Origin of the sequence: Methylobacterium mesophilicum, assembly GCF_036441335.1 — a bacterium.
Classification (GTDB): Bacteria; Pseudomonadota; Alphaproteobacteria; order Rhizobiales; family Beijerinckiaceae; genus Methylobacterium; species Methylobacterium mesophilicum_B.
Genome location: NZ_MLBW01000016.1, coordinates 53,842 through 78,715, shown reverse-complemented (window position 1 = coordinate 78,715; position 24,874 = coordinate 53,842). Strand labels below are relative to the sequence as shown.

At 72.3% G+C, this 24,874-nt stretch carries 23 protein-coding genes and 2 pseudogenes; 10 read left to right on the top strand and 15 right to left on the bottom strand.

Annotated elements, in window-relative coordinates; translation table 11 throughout:
• Positions 1–13 precede the first annotated feature (13 nt).
• From MMR14E_RS12075 to MMR14E_RS12065, 3 genes are read right to left on the bottom strand one after another with little or no spacing between them, the layout of a single operon-like run.
• Positions 14–3,310, bottom strand: a complete 3,297-nt coding sequence (locus MMR14E_RS12075) for an error-prone DNA polymerase (RefSeq protein WP_331314535.1) — start codon at positions 3,308–3,310, stop codon at positions 14–16.
• Positions 3,307–3,579: a DUF6504 family protein gene (locus MMR14E_RS12070; protein ID WP_419539336.1), complete on the bottom strand. Its 273-nt coding sequence runs from the start codon at positions 3,577–3,579 to the stop codon at positions 3,307–3,309. Before MMR14E_RS12070 ends, MMR14E_RS12075 begins: the two co-directional genes overlap by 4 nt.
• Complete coding sequence (locus MMR14E_RS12065; protein ID WP_331314533.1) at positions 3,576–5,267, bottom strand: DNA polymerase Y family protein; 1,692 nt, start codon at positions 5,265–5,267, stop codon at positions 3,576–3,578. Before MMR14E_RS12065 ends, MMR14E_RS12070 begins: the two co-directional genes overlap by 4 nt.
• A 98-nt stretch (positions 5,268–5,365) precedes the next feature.
• Here MMR14E_RS12065 and MMR14E_RS12060 point away from each other — a divergent pair, with 98 nt between their 5' ends.
• Together MMR14E_RS12060 and MMR14E_RS12055 are read left to right on the top strand one after the other, a co-directional pair.
• A complete protein-coding gene (locus MMR14E_RS12060; RefSeq protein ID WP_331314531.1) occupies positions 5,366–6,901 on the top strand; it encodes an MDR family MFS transporter in 1,536 nt (511 codons plus the stop codon).
• Positions 6,902–7,208: 307 nt separating this feature from the next.
• Positions 7,209–8,243, top strand: coding sequence for a TerC family protein (locus MMR14E_RS12055; RefSeq protein WP_331314529.1), 1,035 nt, complete (start codon positions 7,209–7,211; stop codon positions 8,241–8,243).
• 22 nt (positions 8,244–8,265) lie between these two features.
• Here the strand turns inward: MMR14E_RS12055 and MMR14E_RS12050 are convergent, their stop codons facing one another.
• The 3 genes and pseudogenes from MMR14E_RS12050 to MMR14E_RS12040 all read right to left on the bottom strand — a co-directional run bounded on the left by MMR14E_RS12050 (position 8,266) and on the right by MMR14E_RS12040 (position 10,193).
• Complete coding sequence (locus MMR14E_RS12050) at positions 8,266–9,021, bottom strand: N-acetylmuramoyl-L-alanine amidase (protein ID WP_331314527.1); 756 nt, start codon at positions 9,019–9,021, stop codon at positions 8,266–8,268.
• Positions 9,018–9,758, bottom strand: coding sequence for a TerB family tellurite resistance protein (locus MMR14E_RS12045; protein WP_331314525.1), 741 nt, complete (start codon positions 9,756–9,758; stop codon positions 9,018–9,020). The genes MMR14E_RS12050 and MMR14E_RS12045 overlap by 4 nt, the downstream gene beginning before the upstream one ends.
• 164 nt (positions 9,759–9,922) lie before the next feature.
• Positions 9,923–10,193 (bottom strand): annotated as a pseudogene (locus tag MMR14E_RS12040) (hypothetical protein).
• 264 nt (positions 10,194–10,457) lie between these two features.
• Between MMR14E_RS12040 and MMR14E_RS12035 the strand changes: the two are divergent.
• Entirely contained in the window at positions 10,458–11,135 is a 678-nt protein-coding gene (locus MMR14E_RS12035; RefSeq protein WP_331314523.1) for an urease accessory protein UreE, read from the top strand.
• Positions 11,136–11,263: 128 nt separating this feature from the next.
• On the opposite strand, the gene MMR14E_RS12030 is transcribed toward MMR14E_RS12035, so the two are convergent.
• Together MMR14E_RS12030 and MMR14E_RS12025 are read right to left on the bottom strand one after the other, a co-directional pair.
• Positions 11,264–11,689: a GFA family protein gene (locus MMR14E_RS12030; protein ID WP_331314521.1), complete on the bottom strand. Its 426-nt coding sequence runs from the start codon at positions 11,687–11,689 to the stop codon at positions 11,264–11,266.
• Between the two features lie 162 nt (positions 11,690–11,851).
• A complete protein-coding gene (locus tag MMR14E_RS12025; RefSeq protein ID WP_331314520.1) occupies positions 11,852–12,067 on the bottom strand; it encodes a hypothetical protein in 216 nt (71 codons plus the stop codon).
• A 505-nt stretch (positions 12,068–12,572) separates the two neighbouring features.
• Here MMR14E_RS12025 and MMR14E_RS12020 point away from each other — a divergent pair.
• Positions 12,573–13,448, top strand: a complete 876-nt coding sequence (locus MMR14E_RS12020; RefSeq protein WP_331314519.1) for an SDR family oxidoreductase — start codon at positions 12,573–12,575, stop codon at positions 13,446–13,448.
• A gap of 66 nt (positions 13,449–13,514) precedes the next feature.
• Here the strand turns inward: MMR14E_RS12020 and MMR14E_RS12015 are convergent, their stop codons facing one another.
• Complete coding sequence (locus MMR14E_RS12015; protein WP_331314518.1) at positions 13,515–15,146, bottom strand: methyl-accepting chemotaxis protein; 1,632 nt, start codon at positions 15,144–15,146, stop codon at positions 13,515–13,517.
• Positions 15,147–15,581: 435 nt separating this feature from the next.
• Here MMR14E_RS12015 and dusA point away from each other — a divergent pair, with 435 nt between their 5' ends.
• On the top strand, positions 15,582–16,598 hold the full coding sequence (gene dusA / locus MMR14E_RS12010) for a tRNA dihydrouridine(20/20a) synthase DusA (RefSeq protein ID WP_331314517.1): 1,017 nt from the start codon (positions 15,582–15,584) through the stop codon (positions 16,596–16,598).
• Positions 16,599–16,616: 18 nt separating this feature from the next.
• Here the strand turns inward: dusA and MMR14E_RS12005 are convergent.
• Positions 16,617–16,760: pseudogene (locus tag MMR14E_RS12005) on the bottom strand (CsbD family protein); the annotation flags it as partial.
• A gap of 280 nt (positions 16,761–17,040) precedes the next feature.
• Positions 17,041–18,801, bottom strand: coding sequence for a PAS domain S-box protein (locus MMR14E_RS11995; protein WP_419539337.1), 1,761 nt, complete (start codon positions 18,799–18,801; stop codon positions 17,041–17,043).
• A 334-nt stretch (positions 18,802–19,135) separates the two neighbouring features.
• On the opposite strand from MMR14E_RS11995, the gene MMR14E_RS11990 reads away from it, so the two are divergent.
• The 4 genes from MMR14E_RS11990 to MMR14E_RS11975 all read left to right on the top strand — a co-directional run bounded on the left by MMR14E_RS11990 (position 19,136) and on the right by MMR14E_RS11975 (position 20,793).
• Positions 19,136–19,681, top strand: a complete 546-nt coding sequence (locus tag MMR14E_RS11990) for a sigma-70 family RNA polymerase sigma factor (protein WP_331314735.1) — start codon at positions 19,136–19,138, stop codon at positions 19,679–19,681.
• Between the two features lie 3 nt (positions 19,682–19,684).
• Complete coding sequence (locus MMR14E_RS11985; RefSeq protein WP_331314516.1) at positions 19,685–19,948, top strand: hypothetical protein; 264 nt, start codon at positions 19,685–19,687, stop codon at positions 19,946–19,948.
• Positions 19,923–20,228, top strand: a complete 306-nt coding sequence (locus tag MMR14E_RS11980) for an aquaporin (protein ID WP_331314733.1) — start codon at positions 19,923–19,925, stop codon at positions 20,226–20,228. Before MMR14E_RS11985 ends, MMR14E_RS11980 begins: the two co-directional genes overlap by 26 nt.
• Positions 20,229–20,580: 352 nt before the next feature.
• Positions 20,581–20,793 (top strand): hypothetical protein, encoded by a 213-nt coding sequence (locus MMR14E_RS11975; RefSeq protein WP_331314514.1) that lies wholly within the window; start codon positions 20,581–20,583, stop codon positions 20,791–20,793.
• Positions 20,794–20,879: 86 nt separating this feature from the next.
• Here the strand turns inward: MMR14E_RS11975 and MMR14E_RS11970 are convergent, their stop codons facing one another.
• The 4 genes from MMR14E_RS11970 to MMR14E_RS11955 all read right to left on the bottom strand — a co-directional run bounded on the left by MMR14E_RS11970 (position 20,880) and on the right by MMR14E_RS11955 (position 23,991).
• Positions 20,880–21,740, bottom strand: coding sequence for a flagellar motor protein MotB (locus MMR14E_RS11970; protein WP_331314512.1), 861 nt, complete (start codon positions 21,738–21,740; stop codon positions 20,880–20,882).
• A 22-nt stretch (positions 21,741–21,762) separates the two neighbouring features.
• Positions 21,763–22,626 carry a flagellar motor stator protein MotA gene (gene motA, locus MMR14E_RS11965; RefSeq protein ID WP_331314511.1) on the bottom strand — a complete coding sequence of 288 codons (864 nt, stop codon included), beginning with the start codon at positions 22,624–22,626 and terminating at the stop codon, positions 21,763–21,765.
• A gap of 505 nt (positions 22,627–23,131) precedes the next feature.
• Complete coding sequence (locus tag MMR14E_RS11960) at positions 23,132–23,377, bottom strand: DUF6894 family protein (RefSeq protein ID WP_331314509.1); 246 nt, start codon at positions 23,375–23,377, stop codon at positions 23,132–23,134.
• A 413-nt stretch (positions 23,378–23,790) separates the two neighbouring features.
• A complete protein-coding gene (locus tag MMR14E_RS11955) occupies positions 23,791–23,991 on the bottom strand; it encodes a hypothetical protein (protein WP_331314508.1) in 201 nt (66 codons plus the stop codon).
• Between the two features lie 251 nt (positions 23,992–24,242).
• Here MMR14E_RS11955 and MMR14E_RS11950 point away from each other — a divergent pair, with 251 nt between their 5' ends.
• A complete protein-coding gene (locus tag MMR14E_RS11950) occupies positions 24,243–24,569 on the top strand; it encodes a hypothetical protein (RefSeq protein ID WP_331314506.1) in 327 nt (108 codons plus the stop codon).
• Positions 24,570–24,874: the final 305 nt, after the last annotated feature.

Genomic DNA, 24,874 nt, shown 5'->3' with positions numbered 1-24,874 from the left:
CGAGGTGCTTCCCTCAGTGGAAATCCCGGCTGCGATACACGCGCCGGTCCGGGGGCACGCCGAAATCCGTGTTCTCGGGCGGCAGCTTCATGCCGGCCTCGCGCAGGTCGCGCAGGGCGGCGGTGAGGTCGCGAAATCCCTCCGCCACGAGGTGGACGACCCCGTCCGCCCGCTGGATCCGGCCGCGCACCGCGAGGAACCGGGCCTGCATGGCGGTCCGGCGGTTCGCCTCGAACACGGTCTTCCAGACGATCACGTTGGCGATAGCGGTCTCGTCCTCCAGGGTCAGGAAGACCACGCCCTTGGCGGTGCCCGGCCGCTGGCGGATCAGCACGAGCCCCGCCACCGTGACCCGCGCGCCCTGGGGCAGGGAAGGGTCGAGATGGGCCCGGGCCGGGATCGCGCCGATCCGGGCGAGCCGCCCCCGGAAGAACGCGACCGGGTGCCCCTGGAGCGACAGGCCGGTGGCGGCGTAATCCTCGGCCACCGCCTCGGACGGGGCCAGGGCCGGCAGGTCCACCGCCGGCTCGTGCCGGAACAGGCCGTCATCGGCGTGCCACGCGAAGAGCGGGAGCGGCGCGTCGAGGAGATGGGCGCGGCGCTCCGAGCCGTCGGCCGCACTCTCCCTCTTGGCGGCCTTGCGGGCCGAGGTCCCCTCCAGGGTGCGGACCATCCAGAGGGCGGCGCGCCGGTCGAGGCCGAGCGAGCGGAACGCGTCGGCCTCGGCCAGCCGCTCCAGGGTGTTGCGGGGCAGGGCGAGGGACGCCTGCAGGCCCTCGATGCTGGCATAGCCGTTGGCCCGCAGCCGCACGAGCCGGCGCATCGCGGCCTCGGGCAGGCCGCGCACGACGCGCAGGCCGATCCGCACGGCGTGCCGCTTCGGATCCCCGGCCGGCTCCAGGGTACAGTCCCAGTCGCTGGCGTTGACGCAGACGCCCCGCACCTCGACCCCGTGGGCGCGGGCGTCGCGCACGAGCTGGGCCGGCTGGTAGAAGCCCATCGGCTGGGCGTTGAGGATCGCGGCCAGGAAGACGTCGGGGTGGCGGCACTTCATCCAGGCCGAGGCGTAGACGAGGAGCGCGAAGCTCGCCGCGTGGCTCTCCGGGAAGCCGTAGGTCGAGAAGCCGCGGATCTGCGCGAAGCAGCGCTCGGCGAAATCCTGCGGGTAGCCCCGGCGGGTCATGCCGCCGACGAATTTCTCTTGGAACCCGCCGATCGAGCCGACGTGGCGGAAGGTCGCCATCGCCCGGCGCAGGCCGTCGGCCTCGGCAGGGGAGAAGCCCGCCGCCGTGATGGCGATCTGCATGGCGTGCTCCTGGAACAGCGGCACGCCGTAGGTCTTCTGCAGGACCTCCTTCAGCTCGTCCGCCGGGCCGTGATCCGGGTGCGGGGCCGGGTACTCGACCGGGTCGATCCCGGAGCGCCGCCGCAGGTAGGGATGGACCATGTCGCCCTGGATCGGGCCGGGGCGCACGATCGCGACCTGCACCACGAGATCGTAGAACTCCTTCGGCTTGAGGCGCGGCAGCATCGACATCTGCGCCCGGCTCTCGACCTGGAACACGCCGACGGAATCGGCCTTGGCCAGCATGGCGTAGGTCGCGGGATCCTCCCGGGGCAGATCGGCGAGCGTCTCGTAGAAGGTGCCGTGGTCCCGTTCCAAGAAGTCGAGGCCGCGCTTGAGGCAGGTCAGCATGCCGAGCGCCAGCACGTCGACCTTCATCAGGCCGATCGCGTCGATGTCGTCCTTGTCCCACTCGATGAAGGTCCGGTCCGCCATGGCGCCGTTGCCCACCGGGACGGTCTCGTCGAGGCGGCCGCGGGTCAGCACGAAGCCGCCGACGTGCTGCGACAGGTGGCGGGGGAAGCCGATCAGCTGGTGGGCGAGGTCGAGGGCCTGCCGGATCGCGGGGTTCTCCGGGTCGAGGCCGGCCTCGCGCACGTGCCGGTCCGGCATGCCGGTGCCCCAGGAGCCCCAGACCGTGTCGGCGATCGAAGCGGTCACGTCCTCGGTCAGGCCCAGGACCTTGCCGACCTCGCGGATCGCCATGCGCGGGCGGTAATGGATCACCGTGGCGCAGAGGGCGGCGCGCTCGCGGCCGTAGCGGGCGTAGAGGTGCTGGATCACCTCCTCGCGGCGCTCGTGCTCGAAATCGACGTCGATGTCGGGGGGCTCGCCACGGTTCTCCGAGATGAAGCGGGCGAAGAGCAGCCGGTGCTTCGACGGGTCCACCGCGGTGATGCCGAGGCAGAAGCACACGGCGGAATTGGCCGCCGAGCCGCGGCCCTGGCAGAGGATGCCCCGGCCGCGGGCGAACTCGACCACGTCGAACAGGGTCAGGAAGTAGCGGGCGTAATCCATCTTGGCGATGAGCCGCAGCTCCTCGCGCAGCGTCGCCGCGACGGCTTCGGGGACCTCGCCGCCGTAGCGCCAGCGCGCCCGCTCCCAGGTCTTCTCCTCCAGGTACTCCTGCGGCGTGCGCCCGGGGGGCACCGGCTCGTCCGGATACTCGTAGTGCAGCTGCGACAGGCTGAAGTCGCAGGCCTCGGCGATCTCGACGGTGCGGGCGAGCGCTCCCGGGTGGTCGGCGAACAGCCGCGCCATCTCGGCGGCGGGCTTCAGGTGGCGCTCGGCATTGGCCTCCAGCCGGTAGCCGGCGTCCCCGATCCGGCAACCCGCGCGGATGCAGGTGACCACGTCCTGGAGCGGGCGGCGCTCGGGATGGTGGTAGAGCGCGTCCGAGACCGCGACCATCGGGGCACCGGAGGCCGCGCCCAGCTCGGCGAGGAGCCCGAGGCGCCGCCTCTCGTCGCCGCGGCGCGTGTGGCTCGCCCCCAGGAAGGTCCGGCCCGGCGCCGCTGCGGCGAGCGCCTCAAGCCGCGCCCGGAATCCCTCCGGCAGGTGCCGGGTCGGGGGCATGGCGATGAACATCTGCCCCTCGGCGGCCTCCAGCATCTCCGCGAAGGAGAAGCGGCAGTCGCCCTTGCGCACGCGCCGGTTGCCCAGGGTGAGCAGCCGGCAGAGTCGCCCCCAGGCCGCCCGGTCCATCGGGTAGGTGACGGCCTCGAACCCCTCCTCGGTGACGAGGCGCACCCCCGGCAGGATCCGGATCGCGGTGCCCTGCGGTTCGAGGGCGCGTGCCGCCGCGTGCGCCCGGACCACGCCGGCCACGGTGTTGCGGTCGGCGATGCCGATGGCCGCGAGGCCGTAGGACGCCGCCTGCACGACGAATTCCTGCGGGTGGGACGCGCCGTGCAGGAAGGAGAAATTCGTGGTGACGGCGAGTTCGACGTAGGTGGGGCCGCTCACGCGAACAGCCCGTGGACGTACCACGCGGCCGGTCGGTCGGGGGCGTGCGGGCCGTCGCGGTAGAGCCAGAGCCGGTGCCCGGCCTCGCACTCGATGCGGTAGTAGTCGCGATCCGCGCCGGGCTCGCGCCACCATTCGGCGGCGATCCGCTCGGGCCCCTCGGCATGGGCGACCCGGTGGATCCGGGCGCGCCAGCGGAAGCGCCGGGGCGGCCCCTCCGGGACGGTCGAGAGCACGTCGCAGGCGGCCTCGCCGCGGGGGAAGATCACCAGGGGCCGGGGCGGGAGGTGGTCGGTCCAGGGGGAGGCGCCGGTGCGCGGCTCCTCCTCCGCCTCCGCGTCGCGAGGGTCGCGCATCCCGACTGAACGCCGCGATCGGTGCAGGAGCGCGCTCCGCCCCCTCTCCCGCACGGAGGAGGGGACCCGCGATCGATCCGGACACCCCGTTGCCGGCCCCGATGTACGGATCCGCGAGTCCCGCGGCGGGGGAGGGAGGCGATGCCCAGGACTGGCCAGGGCTCCTCCTCGGCACCGATCCCTGCCTCTCTCCGGCAACCCAGACCCGGCCCCTTTCGCCCCGCTCCGGAAGGTAGCTCGCGCCCCTGCACGCCCAGCCACGCGGCCGGTCGGTCGGGGGCGTGCGGGCCGTCGCGGTAGAGCCAGAGCCGGTGCCCGGCCTCGCACTCGATGCGGTAGTAGTCGCGATCCGCGCCGGGCTCGCGCCACCATTCGGCGGCGATCCGCTCGGGCCCCTCGGCATGGGCGACCCGGTGGATCCGGGCGCGCCAGCGGAAGCGCCGGGGCGGCCCCTCCGGGACGGTCGAGAGCACGTCGCAGGCGGCCTCGCCGCGGGGGAAGATCACCAGGGGCCGGGGCGGGAGGTGGTCGGTCCAGGGGGAGGCGCCGGTGCGCGGCTCCTCCTCCGCCTCCGCGTCGCGAGGGTCGCGCATCCCGACTGAACGCCGCGATCGGTGCAGGAGCGCGCTCCGCCCCCTCTCCCGTGCGGGAGAGGGTTGGGCCGAGGGACAGGACGCGTCAGGATCGAGCACGCCATCGCCCCGGGTGCCTGATCCGGAAGCCGCCCGTCCCTCGGCCCATCCCTCTCCCGCACGGAGGAGGGGACCCGCGATCGATCCGGACACCCCGTTGCCGGCCCCGATGTACGGATCCGCGAGTCCCGCGGCGGGGGAGGGAGGCGATGCCCAGGACTGGCCAGGGCTCCTCCTCGGCACCGATCCCTGCCTCTCTCCGGCAACCCAGACCCGGCCCCTTTCGCCCCGCTCCGGAAGGTAGCTCGCCCGCGGCTCGAGCCGCAGGAGCGCCCGCCCGAGCCGCTGCGCCAGGGCGTCGGCCAGGAACCCGACCCCGTCGCCCACGGCCGCCGCGCCGAGATCCGCCTGGCGGGCCGGCATGGGGCCGGTCACCGTCACGGCGAGCGCCACCGTCTCGAAGCCGAAGCCGGCGTCGAGGGCGGAGCCCAGCCGGTCGAGGCGCAGGGCGACGAGGGCCGCGACCCGCTCCGGATCGCGCTCGGGCCGGGACAGGCCGAGATCGATCGCGCGCAGGGCGCCGTCGACCCGGTGCAGGCTGAGGCGCAGGGCGCAGGCGCCGAGCCCGTCCCGCTCCAGCCGCGGCGCGGTCTCCGCCATCAGGTCCCGGGCGGTCCGGACGATGTCCGACTGCCGCCCGATCGGGTCTAGGAAGCCGCGGGCGGCGGCGTAGTCGGCCGCCTCCGTCAGGGGCGCCAGCGGCTCGGGCCGGCGGGCCAGGGCCTGATCGAGCCGCAGCAGCAGCGACGCGCCGAAGCGGCGGGCGAGGGGGCCCCGGGGCAGGGCGTCGAGCGCGCCGATCCGGCGCAGGCCCAGCCGCTTCAGGCCCGCCACCGTGCCGGGATCGAGGCGCAGGGCGTCCACCGGGAGGGTCCGCAGGGCCGCCGAGGCCCCGCCCGGCGGCACCACGACCGGATCGGGCCCGCCGCGCCCCCCTCATGCCGCCCCAGGCCCCGTCCGCCCCGGACGGTCGGCCGGCACGGTCCGGATCAGAGGCTCTCAGACACGTGGCCAGTCCCGTCGCCGTCACCGAGATCCAGCCGCAGGCCCAGGCGCGGCCCGCCCCGCAGGCCGCGCTCAGCCCCGGCGAGATCCGCGCCATCGTCTACGGGCTGATGACCGCGATGCTGCTCGCGGCCCTCGATCAGACCATCGTGGCGACCGCCATGCCGACCATCGGCCTCGACCTCGGCGACGCCGCGAACCTGCCCTGGATCGTCACCGCCTACCTGCTGGCCTCCACCGCGGTGACCCCGCTCTACGGCAAGCTCAGCGACATCCACGGTCGGCGGGTCATGCTGCTGATCGCCATCGCGACGTTCGTGGTCGGCTCGCTCGCCTGCGCGCTCGCGCCCACGATGGTGGCGCTGGCGCTCGCCCGGGGCCTCCAGGGTGTCGGCGGCGGCGGTCTGATCGCCCTGTCGCAGACCATCCTGGCCGACATCATGTCGCCCAAGGAGCGGGCGCGCTATCAGGTGGTGATCGCGGGCGTGTTCGTGACGGCCTCGGTGGCGGGGCCGCTGCTCGGCGGCCTCTTCGCCCAGCACCTGCACTGGTCGCTGATCTTCTGGATCAACCTGCCGATCGGGGTCCTCGCCTTCGCGCTCACCAACGCCAACCTCAAGCGCCTGCCCCGCCACGAGCGCCGCCACCGGCTGGACTATCCCGGCGCCGCCCTGATGGTGGCGGGCTCCGTCACCCTCCTGCTGGCCCTGAGCTGGGGCGGGGTGCGCTATCCCTGGGACTCGGCGCCGGTCCTCGCCCTCCTCGCCGGGGCGGCCGTGCTCGGCGGCGGCTTCGCGGCGCGGCTCGCCACGGCGGCCGAGCCGCTGATCCCCACGGAGGTGCTCAAGGACCGGGTGGTCTACAGCGCGACGCTGGCGGCCTGCTTCGCCATGGGCACCTTCATCGGGCTCACCATCTACGTGCCGATCTTCCTCGAAGGGGTGATCGGGCTCTCGGCGAGCGAGTCCGGCGTGGCCCTGGTGCCGCTGATGATCGGCACCGTCACGGGCGCGACCCTTTCGGGCCGGTCGATGCTGCATTTCCGGCACTACAAGCGCGTGCCCCTGGCGATGATGTGCGTCAGCCTCGCCTGCTGCGCCACCATCGCCTGGCAGGGCCGAGCGCTGCCCTTCTGGCTCATGGAGGTGCTGTTCGCGCTGCTCTCCATGGGGATCGGGACGATCCTGCCGCTCTCCACCATCTCGATCCAGAACGCGGTGGAGACGCACCAGCTCGGCATCGCCACCGCCGCGATGAACTTCTTCCGCTCCCTCGGCGGGGCGCTGATCGTGGCGGCCTTCGGCACGATCGTGCTCGGCGGCGCCGCCGGCGGGGCGGGGGGAGGGGGCCACGACGTGGAGAGCCTGATCCGCGGCGCGGACCCGGCCCAGCTCGCCGTGACCTTCCGCCACGTCTTCCTGGCCGCCTGCCTCGGCCTGCTCGGCGCCTTCACGTTCCTCGCGCTGATGGAGGAGCGGCCCCTGCGCGAGCGCACGTCGCCGAAGATGGCCCCCGAGACGCCCGACGGCTCCGCCTGACGGCCCCTCGACCTCCTCCGATCCCGGAGAGGCCTTCGGACCGCAGGGAGACCGCAGGCCGCTCCGACGCGGGCCCTGGTCGCGGGCCCTGGTCGCGGCCCCTTGTCGCGGACCCTTGTCGCGGCGAGGCCACGGAGGCGGGAGATCGTCACCGGCCCGCGCGCCGCCCCGGTGCCCTGCCCTTGATTCGCCCGGATCACCCCTTACGTCGGCCCCATCGGCTGCGGGCCCCTCTGGCGGGCGCTCCTCAGCGCCCGTGATGTCGGAGCCGATGCTTTCCATATGGAATCAGCATCAGGTCCCGCACATGATGGACGTCCTCACCGTCGTATGGCTCGGCAAGCCGTTGTGGATGTGGCTCGGGTTCCACGTCCTGATCGCCTGCCTGCTCGCCTTCGACCTCGGGCTCCTCCACCGCGACAAGGAGCACGAGATCGGCGTCCGGGAGAGCCTGCTGCTGACCGGCTTCTACCTCGCCCTCGGCCTCGCCTTCGGCGGCTGGATCTGGTGGTATCTCGGGCCGTCCTCCGCCGAGGAATACGTCACCGGCCTCGTGGTCGAGAAGTCGCTGTCGATGGACAACGTCTTCGTCATCGCCATGATCCTGACGGCGCTCGGCATCCCCCGGGCCGCCCAGCACCGGGTCCTGCTCTGGGGCATCCTGGCGGCGGTCGTGCTGCGCGGCCTGATGATCGGGCTCGGCGCCGCCCTGGTGCACGAGGTGCACTGGGTGCTGTCCCTGTTCGCCGCCTTCCTGATCTACGCGGGCCTGAAGATCCTGCTCTCGGGCGACGAGGAGGAGGGCGACTTCCAGAACAGCGCCGTCGTGCGCTGGTTCAAGACGACCTTCCGGGTCACGCCCGACCTGCACGGCCAGCGCTTCGCGGTGCGCAAGACCGACCCGAGGACCGGCAAGGTCGCCCTGTACTTCACCCCGCTGGCGCTCGCTCTGGTTCTGGTGAACGGCGCCGACGTGATCTTCGCGGTCGACAGCGTGCCGGCGATCTTCGCGATCACCACCGACACGTTCGTGGTCTACACCTCCAACATCTTCGCGATCCTGGGCCTGCGCGCCCTCTACTTCGCCCTCGCCGCGATGGTCGACCGGTTCGCCTACCTGAAGACGGCGCTGGCCTTCATCCTGATCTTCATCGGCGCCAAGATCGTGGTCGCCGACACGTTCGGGCTCGTCCACGTGCAGCCCTGGGTCTCCCTTGTGGTGACCCTGACGCTGCTGGCGGCGGGCGTCTTCTACAGCCTCTGGCGGACCCGGACCGACGCGCCGGCCGCGTCCGCCCCGGAAGCCGGGCACCCCCGCGAGGCCCGGGCCCACCGCGCCTGAGGCCAAGGCGGGCGCCCGGCCCTCAGGCCGCCGGCAGCGCCGCGATCAGGTCGCGCAGGGTGGTGATGGTGGAGGCGTCGGCCACGCCGTCCACCCGCGCCGGGCGGAAATGGCGCTGGAACGCCGTGACCACCGCGTGGGTGCGCGCGTCGAACAGCCCGGTCACCGGCAGGTCGTAGCCGTAGAGCGCGAACATCGCCTGCAGCGCCTCGACGGGCTGGCCGGAGTCGCCCCGCGCGAAGAAGCGGCCGTCCTGGAGGCGGGCGGGCGGCACGCGGTGGCCCACCCCCGCCGCCGCCAGACGGTCCCACGGGAAGGTCTCCCCCGGATCCTCCTTGCGCTCGGGTGCCACGTCGGAATGGGCGAGCACCCGCTCCGGCGGGATCGGCCAGCGGCCGAGAATGTCCCGGGCCAGCGCGATCACCGCCTCGACCTGGGCCTCCGGGTAGGGCGGCAGGCCGCCGGCATGGCCCGGATGGACGATCTCGATCCCGATCGACCGGGAGTTGACGTCGGTCTCGCCCTTCCAGGCCCCGGCCCCGGCGTGCCAAGCCCGGCGGGCCTCCGGCACCATCTGGACGATGCCGCCATCCTCGAACACGAGGTAGTGCGCCGAGACCTCGCTCAGCGGGTCGCGCAGGCGCGCGAGCGCGGCGGCCCCGCTGTCCATCCCGGTGTAGTGCAGGATCAGCATGTCGAGCGGCCCCGCGCGGCGGGCGCCGTGGTTCGGCGAGGGCGCGACGCGGCGGGCGAGGGGGCTGTCAGGGGTCAGGCTCACCGCAGCCCGCGCTCCTGCGCGATCCGGTCATAGGCCGCGTTGATCGCGGCGAGCCGCCGGGTGGCGATGGCCACCGCCTCCGTCGGCAGGCCGCGGGCGAGCGCCCGGTCCGGGTGGTGCTCGGCCACCAGCGCCCGGTGGCGGGCCTTCACGGCGGCGTCGTCCGCCTCGGGGTCGAGCCCGAGGACGCCGTAGGGATCGTCCGGCAGCCGTACGTGGCGCGCGGCGATGCGCCGGAACGCCGCCTCGTCGAAGCCGAAGATGCCCGAGACCGCGCGCAGGTAGCGCTCCTCGGCCTCGTGCAGCGCCCCGTCGGCGCCGGCGATCTGGAACAGGCCGTCGAGCACGTCCTCGAGGAGCGCCGGCTCGTCGCCGAAGGTGGTCGCCAGCTGCTGGGCGTAGGCCTCGAAGCCGTTGGTGGTCTTCTTGGCGAGGTCGAACAGGCGCTCGACGCCCGCCCGCGCGGACGGCTCCACCTGCACGACCCGGCCGAACGCCTCGACCTCCGACGGCAGCACGACGCCGTCGGACTTGGCCATCTTGGCGGCGAGCGCCACGAGCCCGGTGGTGAACACGACGTCGCGGGGCGTCCGCCCGAAGGGCGCGCCGACGCGGTCGAGCAGGAAATGGCCCGCGACCCCGCCGATCAGCGCCCCGAGGGGTCCGCCGATCGCGAGGCCGAATCCGGCGCCGCCGAGCTTGCCCCAGACGCCCTGAGATCGGGTCGCCTGATTCATGGCCGGACCGGTCCCGGCGCTGATCCTCGGCTCGGCACTGTCATCGGGGGGGCGGCGGGGCTCCGGCGCCGGGACGCGCCCGGCCGAGCGACGGGATAGCCGCTCCGCGCGCCGCGAGGAAGGGCCGGGACGCGCCCGGCCCTCCCGGGTGCGGTCAGTTCGGCTCAGCGGCAGTAGATGTTGCCGTAGGCGTCGCGGTAGGTGCCATAGGGGCAGCGCGGCGCGGTCGAGGCGCCCACGATGGCGCCGCCGGCGCCGCCGATCGCGGCACCCGGCCAGGGCACCGCCCGCGCGGCCGGTCGCCGCCGCGCCGATCGCCGCGCCGGTCAGAGCGCCGAGGCCGGCACCGCCCAGAGCGCGGTCTTCCGGGGTGTTGCAGCCGGCGAGCGAGAGGGCGGCGATGGTGGCGATGGCGGCGGCCGTCAGCTTCTTCATGGTCCCCAGAACTCCCTTGTGTATCCGGTCCGGCCGGTGGCCGTGATCGTTGCGGATCGGGTCGAGCTTAGCAGGAAAGGAATGTCGGCCATACGGCTAAGGTTCCATCGGCCGCGCGACGCGTTGCCAGACGCGTTGCCAGACGAGTTGCGCCCTGTTCCCGTCTCGCCCTATGCCACGGTTCGGAGGCGCTCCGGCCGCGGTGCCGCGGCGCCCGATCCGCACCACGCCCGGCACCAGTCCGTCACCAGTCCCGAGGGTCCCATGCCGACAGCCACCACGATCGTCCGCCGGGCCGCCGTCCGCGCCGACCGCGTCGCCGACACGGTGACCCTCGACCGCGCGGCCCGGCACGCGGTGGCGGGATCCCTGGTCGCAGAGGGCGGCCTCGGCTTCGACGTCGCGCTCACCAAGACCGCCGCGCTCGAGGACGGCGACGCCCTGCGCCTCGACGACGGCCGGCTCGTCGCGGTGCGGGCGGCCGCCGAAAACCTCCTGGAGGTCCGCGCCGAGAACCCGGCCCGTCTGCTGCGCCTGGCCTGGCAGCTCGGCGGCAGCCACGTGGACGCCGAGATCGGCACGGACGTGCTCTACGTGCCGGCGACCGCCGCCGCGGCCGAGCTGGTGCGCGGGCAGGGCTGCGTCGCGACCCCCGTCTCCCGCGCCTTCCGGCCCGAGCAGGCCGCCCACGATCACAGCACCTGCGGGCACGATCACGGGCACGATCATCATCACGACCACGGTCATGAGCACGGGCACGGGCACGGGCACGGGCATGACCACGCGCACGATCACGGCCACGATCATGAGCACGGCCACCAGAAGCACGAGCATGATCACGCCCACGGTCACAGCCATGATCACGGGCATGATCACGGGCACGGCCACCAGAAGCACGAGCACGAGCACGGTCCCGGCTGCGGCTGCGGCCACGAGCACTAGCGTTCGAGCCGGGCCCGGTCCGGAGCGGCGCTCGGGGACAGGGCCGGTCAGACGGGACCGATCGGGGGTCCCGCGCCGGCTCCCGACCGCGGCCGCTCCACCACCGTCACGCGGCCGTCACGCGGCCGTCACTCCGCCGGGACGAAGCGCAGCGTGCCGGCGCGCCGCGTGGGCCGGCCGGTATCGTTCGTGTGATTGACGCCGTCCATCACCGGGACCTCCGGGAAGTCGAAGGGGCTGACCCCGTCCAGGCAGGCCACGTTGACCGCGTGGACGTTCGGGTCCGACCGCCGCTGATGATGCGTGTAGACGCCGCAGCGGGAGCAGAAGAAGTGCTGCGCCGCCCCGGTATGGAACCGGTAGGTCGTCAGCGCCTCCGCCCCCTGCAGGATCCTCACGCCGCCCGGCCGCGCCATGACGACGACGGCGCCGCGCATGCGGCAGTAGGAGCAGGTGCACCGGCGGATCGACGCGAGATCGTCGCTCAGGGCCGCCTCGAAGCGCACGGCCCCGCAATGACAGCGGCCGGGCCGGATCGTCGCGTCGTCCGCCATGGTGCTGGCCCTCCCGCGCAGTGTCCCGCGATCCGGCTCGACGGTCGGTCCGGCCGGTGCCCCGGGGTCTAAGTCCGGGATGCCGCACGGACAATCACCGTGTCTTCACGCGGGATGTCAGGAAAACTCACGCGGGCGCCGGCAGGCCGGGAACCCGGCCGGTCACATCCGCTTCGGCACGGGCCTGCGGCAGTACAGGCGCGCCGCCTCGGCGGACAGGCCGTCCTGGGCGGCCGCGCACTGGTCGAGGGTGAGGCCGATGCTGGCCGCGTAGGGCTCGTTGGGCGACAGCGCGGCGCGCGCGAGAGCCGCGAGGTACAGCAGGAACGCCGCGCCCGCGACGATCACCGCCGCGACGAGGGCACGGTTCAGCAGCATCGCCGGCGACCGCTCACGGGAGCCCGACCAGCAGCAGCGCGAGCGCGAGCACCGTCAGCCCCGCCCCGATCAGGGCCACGGCGGTGTAGTCCCGTCGGGATCGCCGCAGGGCTGCGCGGCCGGGCCGGATCACGGTCCGCGCCCCGGATCCCCGGGAAGGGTCCGCGTCGCGGGGCTGGCTCACTGCAGCAGGCCCCACAGGCCCGTGATCAGCCCGAAGGTGAGCGAGAGCATCGCTGCGCAGAGCAGGACGCGGTCGATCACGCGGGCGGCCCGATCCTCCGGCTGAACGTCGATCATGGCGGGACCTCCTCGCGGCCAGAGTGACGGGCGGCTGTTGCTGACCTGTGTCGACCTGTGTCGGTCCGTCGCCGGCACACGCGCCCGTGCGGTCCGCGGCGGAGGCGGCCTCGGACGGGGCATCGCCGGCGGGGGCGCGGCGCCAAGGCTCCGGAACACGCGGGATGCCGCGCGGTTGGACCGGCACCCCCACCGGAGACGACGCGTGACCACGGATCCGCTGCACAAGTATCCCCGGCCGCCCTTCGCGGCGCAGCCCCAGAGCTTCCCCGGCAAGACCGGCCGCATGGAGCCGGAACCCGACCACGGCGAGGCGAGCTACGCGGGCTCCGGCAAGCTGACCGGCCAGGCGGCGCTGATCACCGGCGGCGATTCCGGCATCGGCCGCGCGGTCGCCATCGCCTTCGCCCGGGAAGGGGCCGACATCGCCATCTCCTACCTGCCGGACGAGCAGGCCGACGCGGAGGCGGTCGCCCAGTGGGTCGAGAAGGCGGGCCGGCGCGCGCTGCTCCTGCCGGGCGACCTCAAGGACGCCGCCTACGGGCGCCAGATCGTCGCCCGCACGGTGGAGACGTTCGGGCGCCTCGACGTGCTGGTCAACAACGGCGCGTTCCAGCAGCCGAACCAAGACCTCGCCGGGATCGACGACGCCGTGTTCGAGGACCATTTCCGCACCAACGTGTTCGGCGCCTTCTACGTGACCAAGGCGGCGCTCGCCCATCTGAAGCCCGGCGCCTCGGTGATCTTCACCTCCTCGGTGAATTCCAAGCACCCGATGCCGTCGCTCCTGGCCTACAGCGCCACCAAGGGCGCCCTGAGCAACATGGTGCTCAGCCTCGCCCAGCTGCTCGCCGACAAGGGCGTGCGCGTGAACGGCGTGCTGCCCGGGCCGATCTGGACCCCGTTCATCCCCTCCGGGATGAGCCAGGATTCGGTGACATCGTTCGGCAGCCAGGTGCCGTTCGGCCGGCCCGGACAGCCGGCCGAACTCGCCTCGGCCTACGTGATGCTGGCCTCGGAGGAGAGCAGCTACACGTCCGGCGCGCTCGTCACGGTGGCCGGGGCCATGCCGGTGTTCTGACGCGCCTCTCCGACGCGCCGCGCGGACGGGCCCCACGTAGGGCGCCCGTCCGGAGCGGCGCCCCCCTCAGGCGGCGCGCATCTCGACGAGGAAGCGCATCACCTCGGCGCGCAGGGCCTCGGCGCTGCGGCAGACGTCGCCGGCGGCCGCACCGACCTCCCCGGCGACGCGGTGCGTCGCCTCCGCGGCCGACGCGGCCGAGACCACGTTCTGGCTCACCGCATCGGTCCCCCGGGCGGCCCCGTCGATGTTCTGCGCGATGTGCCCGGTGGCGAACCGCTGCTGCTCGACCGCCGCCGCGATCGCGCTGGCGATCGCGTTCATGGTGTCGACGGTCCTGCCGATCGCGTTGACCGCGCCGACCGCCTCCGTCGTCTCGCCCTGGATCGCCGCGATCTGCGCGGTGATCTCCTCGGTGGCCTTCGCGGTCTGCCCGGCCAGGCCCTTCACCTCGGCGGCGACCACGGCGAAGCCGCGCCCGGCATCGCCCGCCCGCGCCGCCTCGATCGTGGCGTTCAGCGCCAGCAGGTTGGTCTGCTCGGCGATCGCCGAGATGATCCGCACGACCTCCCCGATCCGCTCCGCCGTCCCGGCGAGGCCGCGGATCTGCCGGTCGGTGCGCTCCGCCTCGGCCACGGCCTGGCCGGCGATGGTGGCCGACTTGGCGACCTGCCCGCCGATCTCGCCGATCGAGGCGGACAGCTCCTCGGTGGCCGCCGCCACGGTCTGAACGTTGGCGGCCGCCTGCTGCGCCGCCTCGGCCGCCGAGCCGGCCTGCCGTGACGCCTGCGCGGCGGTGTCGGCCATCGCCCCACAGGCCTCCCGCATGCCGGCCGCAGCGGCGTCGACCCGTGCCAGGAGCTGGCCCGCCTCGGCGTCGAAGCTGCGGGTCACCGCCTCCATCCATTGGGCGCGCTCCTGCCGGCGCTCCTGCTCGGCGCGCTGCTCGTTCGACAGGGTCCGCGCCTGGATCATGCTGTCCCGGAACACGCCGGCGGCCTCGGCCATCTGACCGATCTCGTCGCGCCGACCGAGCCCCGGGATCGCGAGGTCCGTCGCGCCGCCGGCGAGCTGGCGGAGGGCGGCCGTGAAGGCGCTCAGGGGGCGCGTGATGCTGCGCGCCAGCAGGAACCCGACCAGCCCGATCCCGATCGCGAGGGGGATCAGCCAGAGCAGGGTGGTGACCATCCGCGCCCGGTCCAGGGCGTGGATGTCGTCCACGTACAGGGCCGAGTTGATGACCCACTGCCAGGGCTCGTAGGCGAGCGAGTAGGCGACCTTCGGGGCGGCCTCGGTCTCGCCGAGGCGGGCCCACCGGTACTCTGTGAAGCCGCCGCCCTCCTGGGCGCGCTGGATCATCGTCCCCACGAAGGTCTTCTTCATCGCCGCGTCGTCGCGGGACCGCGTGTTCTCGATCTTGGGATCGGGATGGACGACATTGCGCCCGATGTCGCCCGGGGTCGAGCTGTAGACGAAGACGTAGTCGTTGCCGTTGTAGCGCATCGCCCGCAGCGCGTCCGCCGCGCGCCGCCGCGCCTCGTCGACCGTGATGGTGCCGGCCTCCGCCTGCCGGGCGAACGCCACCACGATGCCGTGCGCCGACTCGACCTGGGCGCGGATCGCGGTCTTGCGACCCTCCATCATCACCGTGCCGACCGACGAGATCTGGACGCCCACGATCGCTATGAATGCCAGCAAGATACAGCTGATGAGATAGAACATCTTCTTGCCGATCGTCATTTCAAATATTCCCGCTCAACAATTCTATCATCAGCCGCAGTTCATAGATAGAATCAACTGTGCTCCGGCGCCGCGGCGACCTATGATCGCTCCCAGATTGGAGTAATTCCATGCCGGCCACACATGTGAGATATGCTTCCTACTGCGCGCGGCAGCGCGGATGCGGCCGGGGGAATGGCACGGCCGGACGCCCCCGTCCGGAGCGGCGTCGCGCGACAGCGCCGCGCCCCCGCGGCGACGGCGACGGCCTGACCGGCGTCGCGCGCCGTTTCGCCGGGCGGCCTCCCGTGGTATCCGGCGCGCTCACCCGCCACCTGCCGGATCGCGGGCGCGCCCCGCCCCCGGCGGGACGCCTCGCGGGCGGGACTACGGGCACAGCGCGGATCTGGGAACGTGACGGCGGCTGACGAACGCGGCGCACTGGCGGGATGGCGCTTCTCCGTCGCCCCGATGATGGACTGGACGGATCGCCATTGCCGGGCGTTCCACCGGTCCCTCTCCGCGCGCGCCCGGCTCTACACCGAGATGGTGACGACCGGCGCTGTGCTGCACGGGCCGCGCGAGCGCCTGCTCGGCTTCTCGGCGCTCGAGCACCCGGTGGCGGTCCAGCTCGGCGGCTCGGATCCGGCGGAGCTGGCGCAGGCCGCCCGGATCGCCGCGGATCTCGGCTACGACGAGGTCAATCTCAACGTCGGCTGCCCCTCGGACCGGGTGCAGGAGGGCCGCTTCGGCGCCTGCCTGATGCGCGAGCCGGCCCTGGTCGGCGACTGCGTCGCCGCCATGAAGGCCGCGGTCCCCGTGCCGGTGACGGTGAAGTGCCGGATCGGCGTCGACGACCAGGACCCCGAGGCGGCGCTCGACAGCCTGGCCGACGCCGTGGTGGCGGCGGGCGTCGACGGGCTGATCGTCCACGCCCGCAAGGCCTGGCTCCAGGGGCTCTCGCCCAAGGAGAACCGCGACGTGCCGCCCCTCGATTACGGCCGCGCCGCGCGGCTGAAGCGGCGGCTTCCCGGCCTGCCGATCGCGGTCAACGGCGGCCTGCGCGACCTGGATTCCGCGCGGGCGCGGCTCGCGGAGGTCGACGGCGTCATGGTCGGCCGCGCCGCCTACACCGAGCCGGCGCTGCTGCTCGGGGTCGATCCCGACCTGTTCGGCGTGCCGGCCCCGGCCCCCGACGCCTTCGCGGCGGTCGCGGCGTTCGAGCCCTACATCGCCGCGTGCCTCGCCCGGGGCGAGCGCCTCCACGCGGTCACCCGGCACATGCTCGGCCTGTTCAACGGCCGGCCGGGCGCGCGGGCCTTCCGGCGTCACCTCTCGACCCACGGGATGCGCCCGGGGGCCGACCTCGCGACCCTGCGGGAGGCGGTGGCGCTGGTCTCCCGNGAAGCCGCGGATCTCGGCGCGGTCTGACGTGGGCGCGGCTCAGGCGTAGACGGTCTCGGCCTGGCCCGCCGCCGCGCGGGCGCGGCCCTCGACCGAGTCCCGCCGCGAGCCGGTCAGGTCGCCCACCGCGCCCTGCACCTTGCCGCCGAACTCCTTGGCGGCCCCTGTGATCCGATCCGTATCGACCATGTCGTGCTCCTCCGTTGTCGCGTCGGCGATCGCCGCCGCGATCGCGCTCGTGGTGAGGGCGCCTCGCCGCGAGGCGCCGGGTGACGTCCGTCAGCGCGGGCCGGAGCCCGCGGACCCGGATCCGCCCGCCTTCGACGCGGGCGCGTCGCGCGTCCGGCGGGCAATGGCGTCCCGTCTTCGATCAGGGGCGCCCCGTCCTGCGCGGTAGAACCCTGGCCGACCGGAAGATGTGCGCCGCCCGCGCCCGATCAATGGTCCGTAAGTACCAGTATCGTGGTATTCATCCGTCGGAGATGTTCAGCGGAAAACCGTTCTCGCGACCCCAGACGACGGCCTCGCTGCGCTTGTGAATGCCGAGCTTCCGGTAGAGCGCGGCGCCGTGATTGCGCACCGTGTTGCGCGACAGGTTGAGCTTGCGCGCGATCGCGTCGTCGCTCAGCCCCGAGCAGATCAGGTTCAGGATCTGCCGCTCGCGCACCGTCAGGTTCGGTGCCGACGCGTCGCCCGCCTCCCGGCCCGGCCTGCGCAGGTTCGCCAGCTTCTCGATCAGCCCGCGGCTGAACCACGACGTGTCGGCCATCACCGTCTCGATGGCGTCGAACAGCTCCCGCTCGGTGTGCTTGCGCTCGGTGATGTCCTGCAGGACCATCAGCACGAAGGCCGTCTCGTTGATCTCGATGCGCTCGGCCGAGACCAGGCAGTCGAGGTTGGCGCCGCTCTCGTGGCGCAGGCAGACCTCGACACCCAGCACGTAGCCCTGCCGCTCCAGGGCGGCCTCGACCTGCAGGCGCTGCTTGTCGGCGACCCACAGGCCGGCCTCCACCAGCGAGCGGCCNAGCTTCTCGATCAGCCCGCGGCTGAACCACGACGTGTCGGCCATCACCGTCTCGATGGCGTCGAACAGCTCCCGCTCGGTGTGCTTGCGCTCGGTGATGTCCTGCAGGACCATCAGCACGAAGGCCGTCTCGTTGATCTCGATGCGCTCGGCCGAGACCAGGCAGTCGAGGTTGGCGCCGCTCTCGTGGCGCAGGCAGACCTCGACACCCAGCACGTAGCCCTGCCGCTCCAGGGCGGCCTCGACCTGCAGGCGCTGCTTGTCGGCGACCCACAGGCCGGCCTCCACCAGCGAGCGGCCGACGACGCGGTCCTCGCCCAGSCCGAAGACCCGGCCGAACGYCTCGTTCACGCCCGTGACCTGGCCGTCGTCGGCCCGCACCAGCACGGTGGGGACCGGCGTCAGGCGGAACGCCTTGGCGAAGCGCTCCTCGCTCTGGCGCAGGGCGGCCTCGGCCTTCCGGCGCAGYTCCAGGTCGGCGAAGGTGAACAGCATGCAGGGCTCGTCGCCCATCGCGATCGGCTGGCCGGCGACGATCACGAAGCGGCTGCCGCCGTCGGGCAGGTCGAGGCAGGCCTCCATCTGCGGGATCGTGCCRCCGGCGTTGAGCCGCGCGACCGCGAGGTCGCGGTTGCGCGCGCCGGCCAGGACGTCGACCTCGTAGACGCTGCGGCCGATGACGGCGTCGCGGGTGTGGCCGGTCATCTCCAGGAAGCCGTGATTGACCTTGACGTGGCGCAGGTCGGACAGGCGCGTGATCACGGCCGGCGCCGGGTTGGCGTTGAAGGTGCGCTCGAACCGCTCCTCGGCCTCGAACTGGTCGGAGACGTCCTTGAGGATCAGCGCCAGGCAGCTCGGGTTGCCGTCGCGGTCCGTGGCCACGAGGCTGCGCAGCGAGTGCACGAAGTCCATGTCGGGCCTGTCGGCCCGGCGCACCTCGACCACGACGTCGTGGAAGCGCTCGCCGGCCACGACCCGCTCGATCGGGTACTGGTTCGGCGTGACRTGGTTGCGGTAGCGCAGGCGGAAGCGCTCGCGGTAGGCGTCGACGGTCGGGCCGAGCTCGTCGAGGGACCCGGCGCCGTGCATGGCGAGCGCGGCCTCGTTGGCGTACGCGATGGTCTGGTCGGGCTCGACCAGGATCACGCCCTCGCTCAACCCGGCGATGATCTGCCGGAGTTCGTGCCTGTCGACGCCCGCCGTCACGGCTCGCATCGTCCTTTCCCATCGTCGCCGCCGGGCCGGCAGCCACGCAAGAACCGATTGTGCGCAAGCTGGTTCCAAAATTTATGTTAGGATCCCAGTACGCACGTATCATTGACGCGGGGCGCTGCGACCAAAGATTGATGCTCACCGAGCTCGCCGGACCGCCATCGGTCCCCGGGCCCTCCCTCAAGATGATGGTGAGCCTATCCCCGTGCCGCACGCCGCCGAACACTTGCGATCGCCGGATACCCACGGGGCCGTGATCTCGCGCGCGGGATCGGGCCTCGGGCGAGATCTACGTGATATCGACCCAGAGATCGCGTCGGTGGACGCGATGTCGCCCCTGGGCCGCGTCCTCCGCCGCCTCTCGCAGGCCCTGGAGGCCGCCGAGACGCGCGCCGAGCGCAGTTTCACGTCCGATCTCGTCGGAGTGCTGCCGGACCTGCGCCGGTACGCGCTGTCGCTGACCCGCGACGCGACCGAGAGCGAGGATCTCGTGCAGTTCACCCTGCTCAAGGCCTGCGAGCACCGTACCAGCTACCGCCCGGGGACCGGCCTCAAGGCATGGCTCTTCACGATCCTGCGCAACGGCCATCTCAACGGGCGGATGAAGTACCGCCGGGAGGTTCCTGATCCTGACGGCGCCCACGCCGCGGGGCTGGCGAGCCTCGCCGACCAGGAGCATCGCCTCGATGTCCAGGACGTGCAGGAGGCGCTCGCTCGTCTCGAACCCGCCCAACGCGAGGCGCTGCTGCTCGTCGCCCTCGAGGACCTGACCTACGAGGCCGCCGCGGCGCGGATCGGCTGCCCGCCCGGCACGGTGAAGAGCCGCGTCAGCCGCGCCCGGGACAGGCTCGCCGTCGAACTCGGGGAGGCTTGAGCGATGCCCCCGGTGGACGATCCGGCGCGGCCGGCGACGGACGCCGGCGACGACCCGGACCTGATCGCCGCCGCGATGCGCGCGGGGATCGACGCGCTTCTGGCGGCGCGCGCCCCCGCGGAACGGGAGGCGTTCTGGCACGCCGTGGCCCTTCTCTACGCGCGGGGCTCCACGCCGGACGGGCGGCCCAGCTCCGCGGTGCCCGGCCCCGCGCCGCTCCTCGACGCCTCCGCACACTCCCATCCGCCCTCGGAGACGGCACGATGAGCGACCATGCGCGCCTCGAGACGCTCCTGCGCGCGGCATCCCCATCGGCTTCGTCCTCGTGCTGATCCACCCCGCGCCGATCCCGGTGACCATCACCGCGGTGAACCCCGCGCGCTCGACCGGCGTCGCGCAGTTCGCCGGCGGCGAGGACATGGCCCCGTTGTGGCTGTGCTGGCTCACCCCTGTCGCCGGCGCGCCGGTCGCGGGCGCCCTGACCAAGTGGGTCTACGAGGACACCGAGATCGTCGACACCGTCGTCGTCGAGGGACGTGCGGCTTGACGGCCGGCCCGGGAGTCATGGGGAACCGTCCGACACCGGTCGCCTCCCTGCGGGTCCGACCCGGGCCCGCCCGAATCGCGCGCGACGGATGCGCGGGCCTCCCAGGGTATCCGAACCCGAGTGCGAGGTCGTGCCGGGCACGCCGTCCGATCGGCGTTCGGGGCGGCCGCGAGACCGGGGGCATGCGTCACCCCGGGTTCGCCTCCGGCCCGTGCCGCCTCAGGCTCGGGTGCCACCCGGACCGCGCCCCGAACGGTCCGACGCCATGCTTCTGACGGATGCCGGCGACGGCGATACAGACGGCGATACAGGCCGACGCGGCCTCGACCGGCGAGCCATCGACGAGGCGAGGGTGGCCGGCCTTCGCGGGCGCGAACTCGCCGCCGTCCTGCTCGGCCGCTCGCCGAGCGACCTGGTCCCGCCCACGGCCGGCGAGGAACCGCACGCCTACGCGGACCGCGCGGTCACCGAGTTCCTCCGCCTCTACGTCAGGCGCTGGCACGGCGGCTTGGACGCGCGCCCGGTCCCCCGCGGAGCCTCCGACCCATGCTGCGCCACCCGGTGACGAGCGACGTCTGACCGCCCGGCATCCGAGGCGGTATCGTCGGCGCCGCGCGCGTTGCCGCCCTGAGACGGCGAGACGCCCTGGCGTCAGCGCAGGAGATTCGGGGGTACCGGCGGGCTCGCGTTGAGCAGCGTGATCGTCACCCGGCGGTTCGGCGCGAGGTAGGGATTGTCGGGGAAGACCGGCTCCGTGTCGCCGCGTCCCGATACGGACGAGAAGTTGTCGTTGGGAACTCCTGCACCCGACAGGATCTCGCGCACGGAGAGGGCGCGCCCGGCGGAGAGACTCCAGGGTTCGCCGGCCCGCGCCGAGCCCGGGCGCGCGACGGCCGTGTAGCCGGTGATCGACAGGCGGTTGGGCATCCGGCGCAGGGCGGGCGCGAGGGCCTCCAGCACGCGACGGGTGCGCTCGTAGGGTTCGACGGAGCCCTCGCGGAACATGGCGCGGCCGTCCTGGTCCACGAGGGAGACGTTCACGCCCTCCTTGGTCTGCTCGATCACGATGTTCTTCGACAGCTCGGCGATGTCGGGCATCGTCTGGAGCGCCTGCCGGAGGCTGGCTATGGCGCTGTAGTTGGCCTCCACGTTGGCGACCGGGCGGCTGGCATCGACATCGCTGACGCGGCCCGGACTGGTCGGGCGCTCCGTGACCTCCCGCTCGGCCGAGCCCCGCTCCGCGTCGCGGGGCGTGGACGGCTTGTTGCCTGACGTATCCAGGGCGGTGCCGTACAGGATGCCGCCGGCACCGCTGGTCGCGGGGCTCAACGCGGCGGGCGAGAAGTATTCCGCCAGGCCGATCTTCTGCTCCTGCGTGGTCATGCTGATCAGCCACATCAGCAGGAAGAACGCCATCATGGCGGTCACGAAATCCGCGTAGGCGATCTTCCAGGCCCCGCCGTGGTGGGCGTGGGCGGCCTTCTTGACCTTCTTGATGATGATCGTGGCCATCGCGTGCCTGCTGAATATCGGGTCAGGTCTGGGCGGGCAGAGCGGCGGTCGCCGCTTCCACTTCGTTGAAGGTCGGGCGGACGTCGCTCATCAGGGACTTGCGGGCAAACTCCACCGCCATCACCGGCGGCTGGCCGCCGATATGGGCGAGGAGCCCCGCCTTGAGCGAGAGATAGTATTTGGATTCAGCCTCGAAGAGGCTCTTGAGCGACTGCGCCATGGGTCCGAAGAAGCCGTAGGCGACGAAGACGCCGAAGAAGGTGCCCACGAGCGCGCCGCCGATCAGATGGCCCAGCACCTCCGGCGGCTCCTTGATCGCCCCCATCGTCTTGATCACGCCGAGCACGGCCGCGACGATGCCGAGCGCCGGTGTTCCGTCGGCGAGCGACTGCATGGCCGAGACGACACGCTCCTGCTCCTGGTGGTGCGTCTCCAGCTCCTCATCCATGAGGGCGTCGATCTCGTGGACGTTGTTGGCGCCCAGCGTCACCATCCGCATGTAATCGCAGACGAACTCGACCGCGTGGTGGTTCGCCGCGAAGGTCGGGAAGGCGTTGAACAGCGCGGACTCGCTGGGATTTTCGATGTGCGGCTCGAGCGCCATCGCGCCCTTCTGCTTCGCGAGCTTGAACAATGAGAACTGCATCCCCAGCAGTTCGACATAGGAATTCTGCGTATATTTGGGGCCCTTCACGAGTGTACCCAGCATGGCCGGCACGGCCTTGAGCACCGGCCCGGTGTTGCCGATGACGAAGGCGCCGATCGCTGCGCCGAGGATGATGACGAACTCGAACGGCTGCCAGAGGACGACCAGGTGGCCACCCATCGCCGCGTAGCTGCCGAAGACGCAGGCGAAGACGATCAGGGTGCCGACGATCAGCCGCATGATGTGCCATCCTTGCGCGGCGGTGAATCCGGCCCGCGCGAAGCTACCGATAGTCCGGCAAATCACTGATCTTGGTTAACGGCCCGTTTAGAGGCGTGCCCGGGGGAACGATGCGATGATCTGTCCGGGCGTTCGGTGGACCGGGTGTGACATGATGTGACGGGCGCGGGCGTGCCGCGAACGCGATCGCGCCGGCTCTCACGGAGCGTCGGGCGGGGCCGACGAGCCTGCCGCGCCGTCGCGGAGCCGGCCCATGTTCCTTGACGGTCGCCGGAAGCGGGACGCGGCTGCCCGCACCGGCAGTAAGGGTGGCACTTGGTCGACGGCCATCGATGGGATGCCGACGTCACAGGCGGCGACGCCGCGCGCCGTACCAGGGTCTTCGTCGCGATCCGGCGCCGTCACGCCGGCCAGGGCACAGCTCTGCATCGCGCGAGGACCTTTGTCCCCACGCGCGCAACCGGTGCGGCTCTGCACGGTGCAACGATCGCGGGTCGCCGTGGCCCTAGAGGCGACCGCTCGCGAGGGTATCGAACCCGACGATCGTCAGCGACGCGAGAACGAGGCCGCGGTCATCCATCACATCGAGCCGCCAATCGCTGTCCTGCCAAAAGGACCGGCTCGCGACGCTCAGATGCTGCGCGACCAGTTCGACGGCATGCGCCTTCGCGTCGTCCAAGCTCGTGAGCTCAGCATCCGCGAGTTCGGCCTGGGCGCCTCCTTCTGTCATCAGGAACCGGAAGAGGGGCATGCGATGGTCCAGAAATTACGTTCGCTATCCTAACATACTGATACGGAGAGGGATCTCGATTTTTCCGACGCCGGCACCGGGCTCGATCTGCCTCCCTGCGGCGCGGTGTGACGGGCGCGGTGCCGGAGGAGCGGTGTGGGGCGCTCCTCCGGCAGACGGGCTCATGCGAAATGCGTCGGCAAGCTCAGAGCCTGCGCGTAAATCACCAGCGCGATCGCACCGCCGATGAGGGTCGCAGCTATGGTGATGCGGTTCGTCCAGGTCATCGTCGTCTCCATCAGGTTCGCGACTGTCATCGCGGTGTGACCCTGATGTATGCTCGAGCTCTCGGGCTCGGCGTGTCCCGGAACACCCGCGTCAGCGGCGTTGCCGGCGCTTCGTGATCGCCGCCGCCGTCCCGGCCCCTACCACGCTCAGCGAAAGCCGCTCTTCGGCTTCAGATCGATCTCGATCGCCCGCAACGCGTTCTCGAAGGCCTTCTGCTCGGTCAGGAAGGGCCGATCCGAGCGCTCGATCAGCTTGCCGCTCCTGCGGAGCGCCCAACCGAACTGCCCCTCCGGCCGCTTCAGGGGCTCGACGGTGATCGTGTAGGGATGCGGCACATCGGGTGACATGGCACAGCTATGTGGCCTCAGGGCTCCGGCCGCAAGCAGGGCGGCCCGCGACGGGCCGATACGTCCTTCGGTCGAGCACCGGGCATCACAAATGATGGCGACAGCAGGGCTGCCGCGGGCTCTGCGCCTGCGCATGACTTGCCCGAGTCCGGGTCAGCTTCGACGGCCGGCCGCATGGTCAGCGTGCGCCGGATGGCCAGGGTCCAGGAGAGCCCAGGACAATCATGCAGGAAACGCCCCGCAGAGTCGTGATGCAGACGGATCCCGACTACGAGGACGCCGTCATCGGCGCATTCAAGCTGGTCGAAGACGCCTATGCTCGGGGCCTCATCTCGTGGGTGCGCCGGTGCGCGTTGTTGAACCAGTTGGCGGGTGGCGGCTCCGGGCTTTACGAAACGCGCAACTATGTGAAGCCCGATCCGGATTCGGGGGTGATCCGCCTCGGCGTCTTCCTGGAACCGGTCCCGGCCTTTCTGAGGGAACTGGGTCTGCTGGAGCGAGAGACGGCCGCGTTCGAGCAGGCGCGTACCGGGATCGCGAGCGCGCGCGAGGCCACCGGGGATCAGGCTCACGACTGATTGTCAGGCGGGTCCGGTGCAGGGACGGCCGCCGGAAAGCTGGCGCCGGCGGAACGCAGGACCTGCACCAGGGCGTTCCGTTGAGCGATCGTGATGGCCGGTTCTCCGGGACTGCTCTCGGCCCGCGTCACGACGCCCAGTGGCACCTTGGCGCGTTTGGCCAACTCCGAAGGCCCCCAGCGCAGAGAGAGCCGTGCCGCGAGGAGGTGCCGTCCTGTGATCATGCCTGCCGCCCTCGAGAACGGATCGCGGCCCCGCCGCCGCACACGGCTGATCGTCTGCCCGACGATCGTGATCGAAGATCC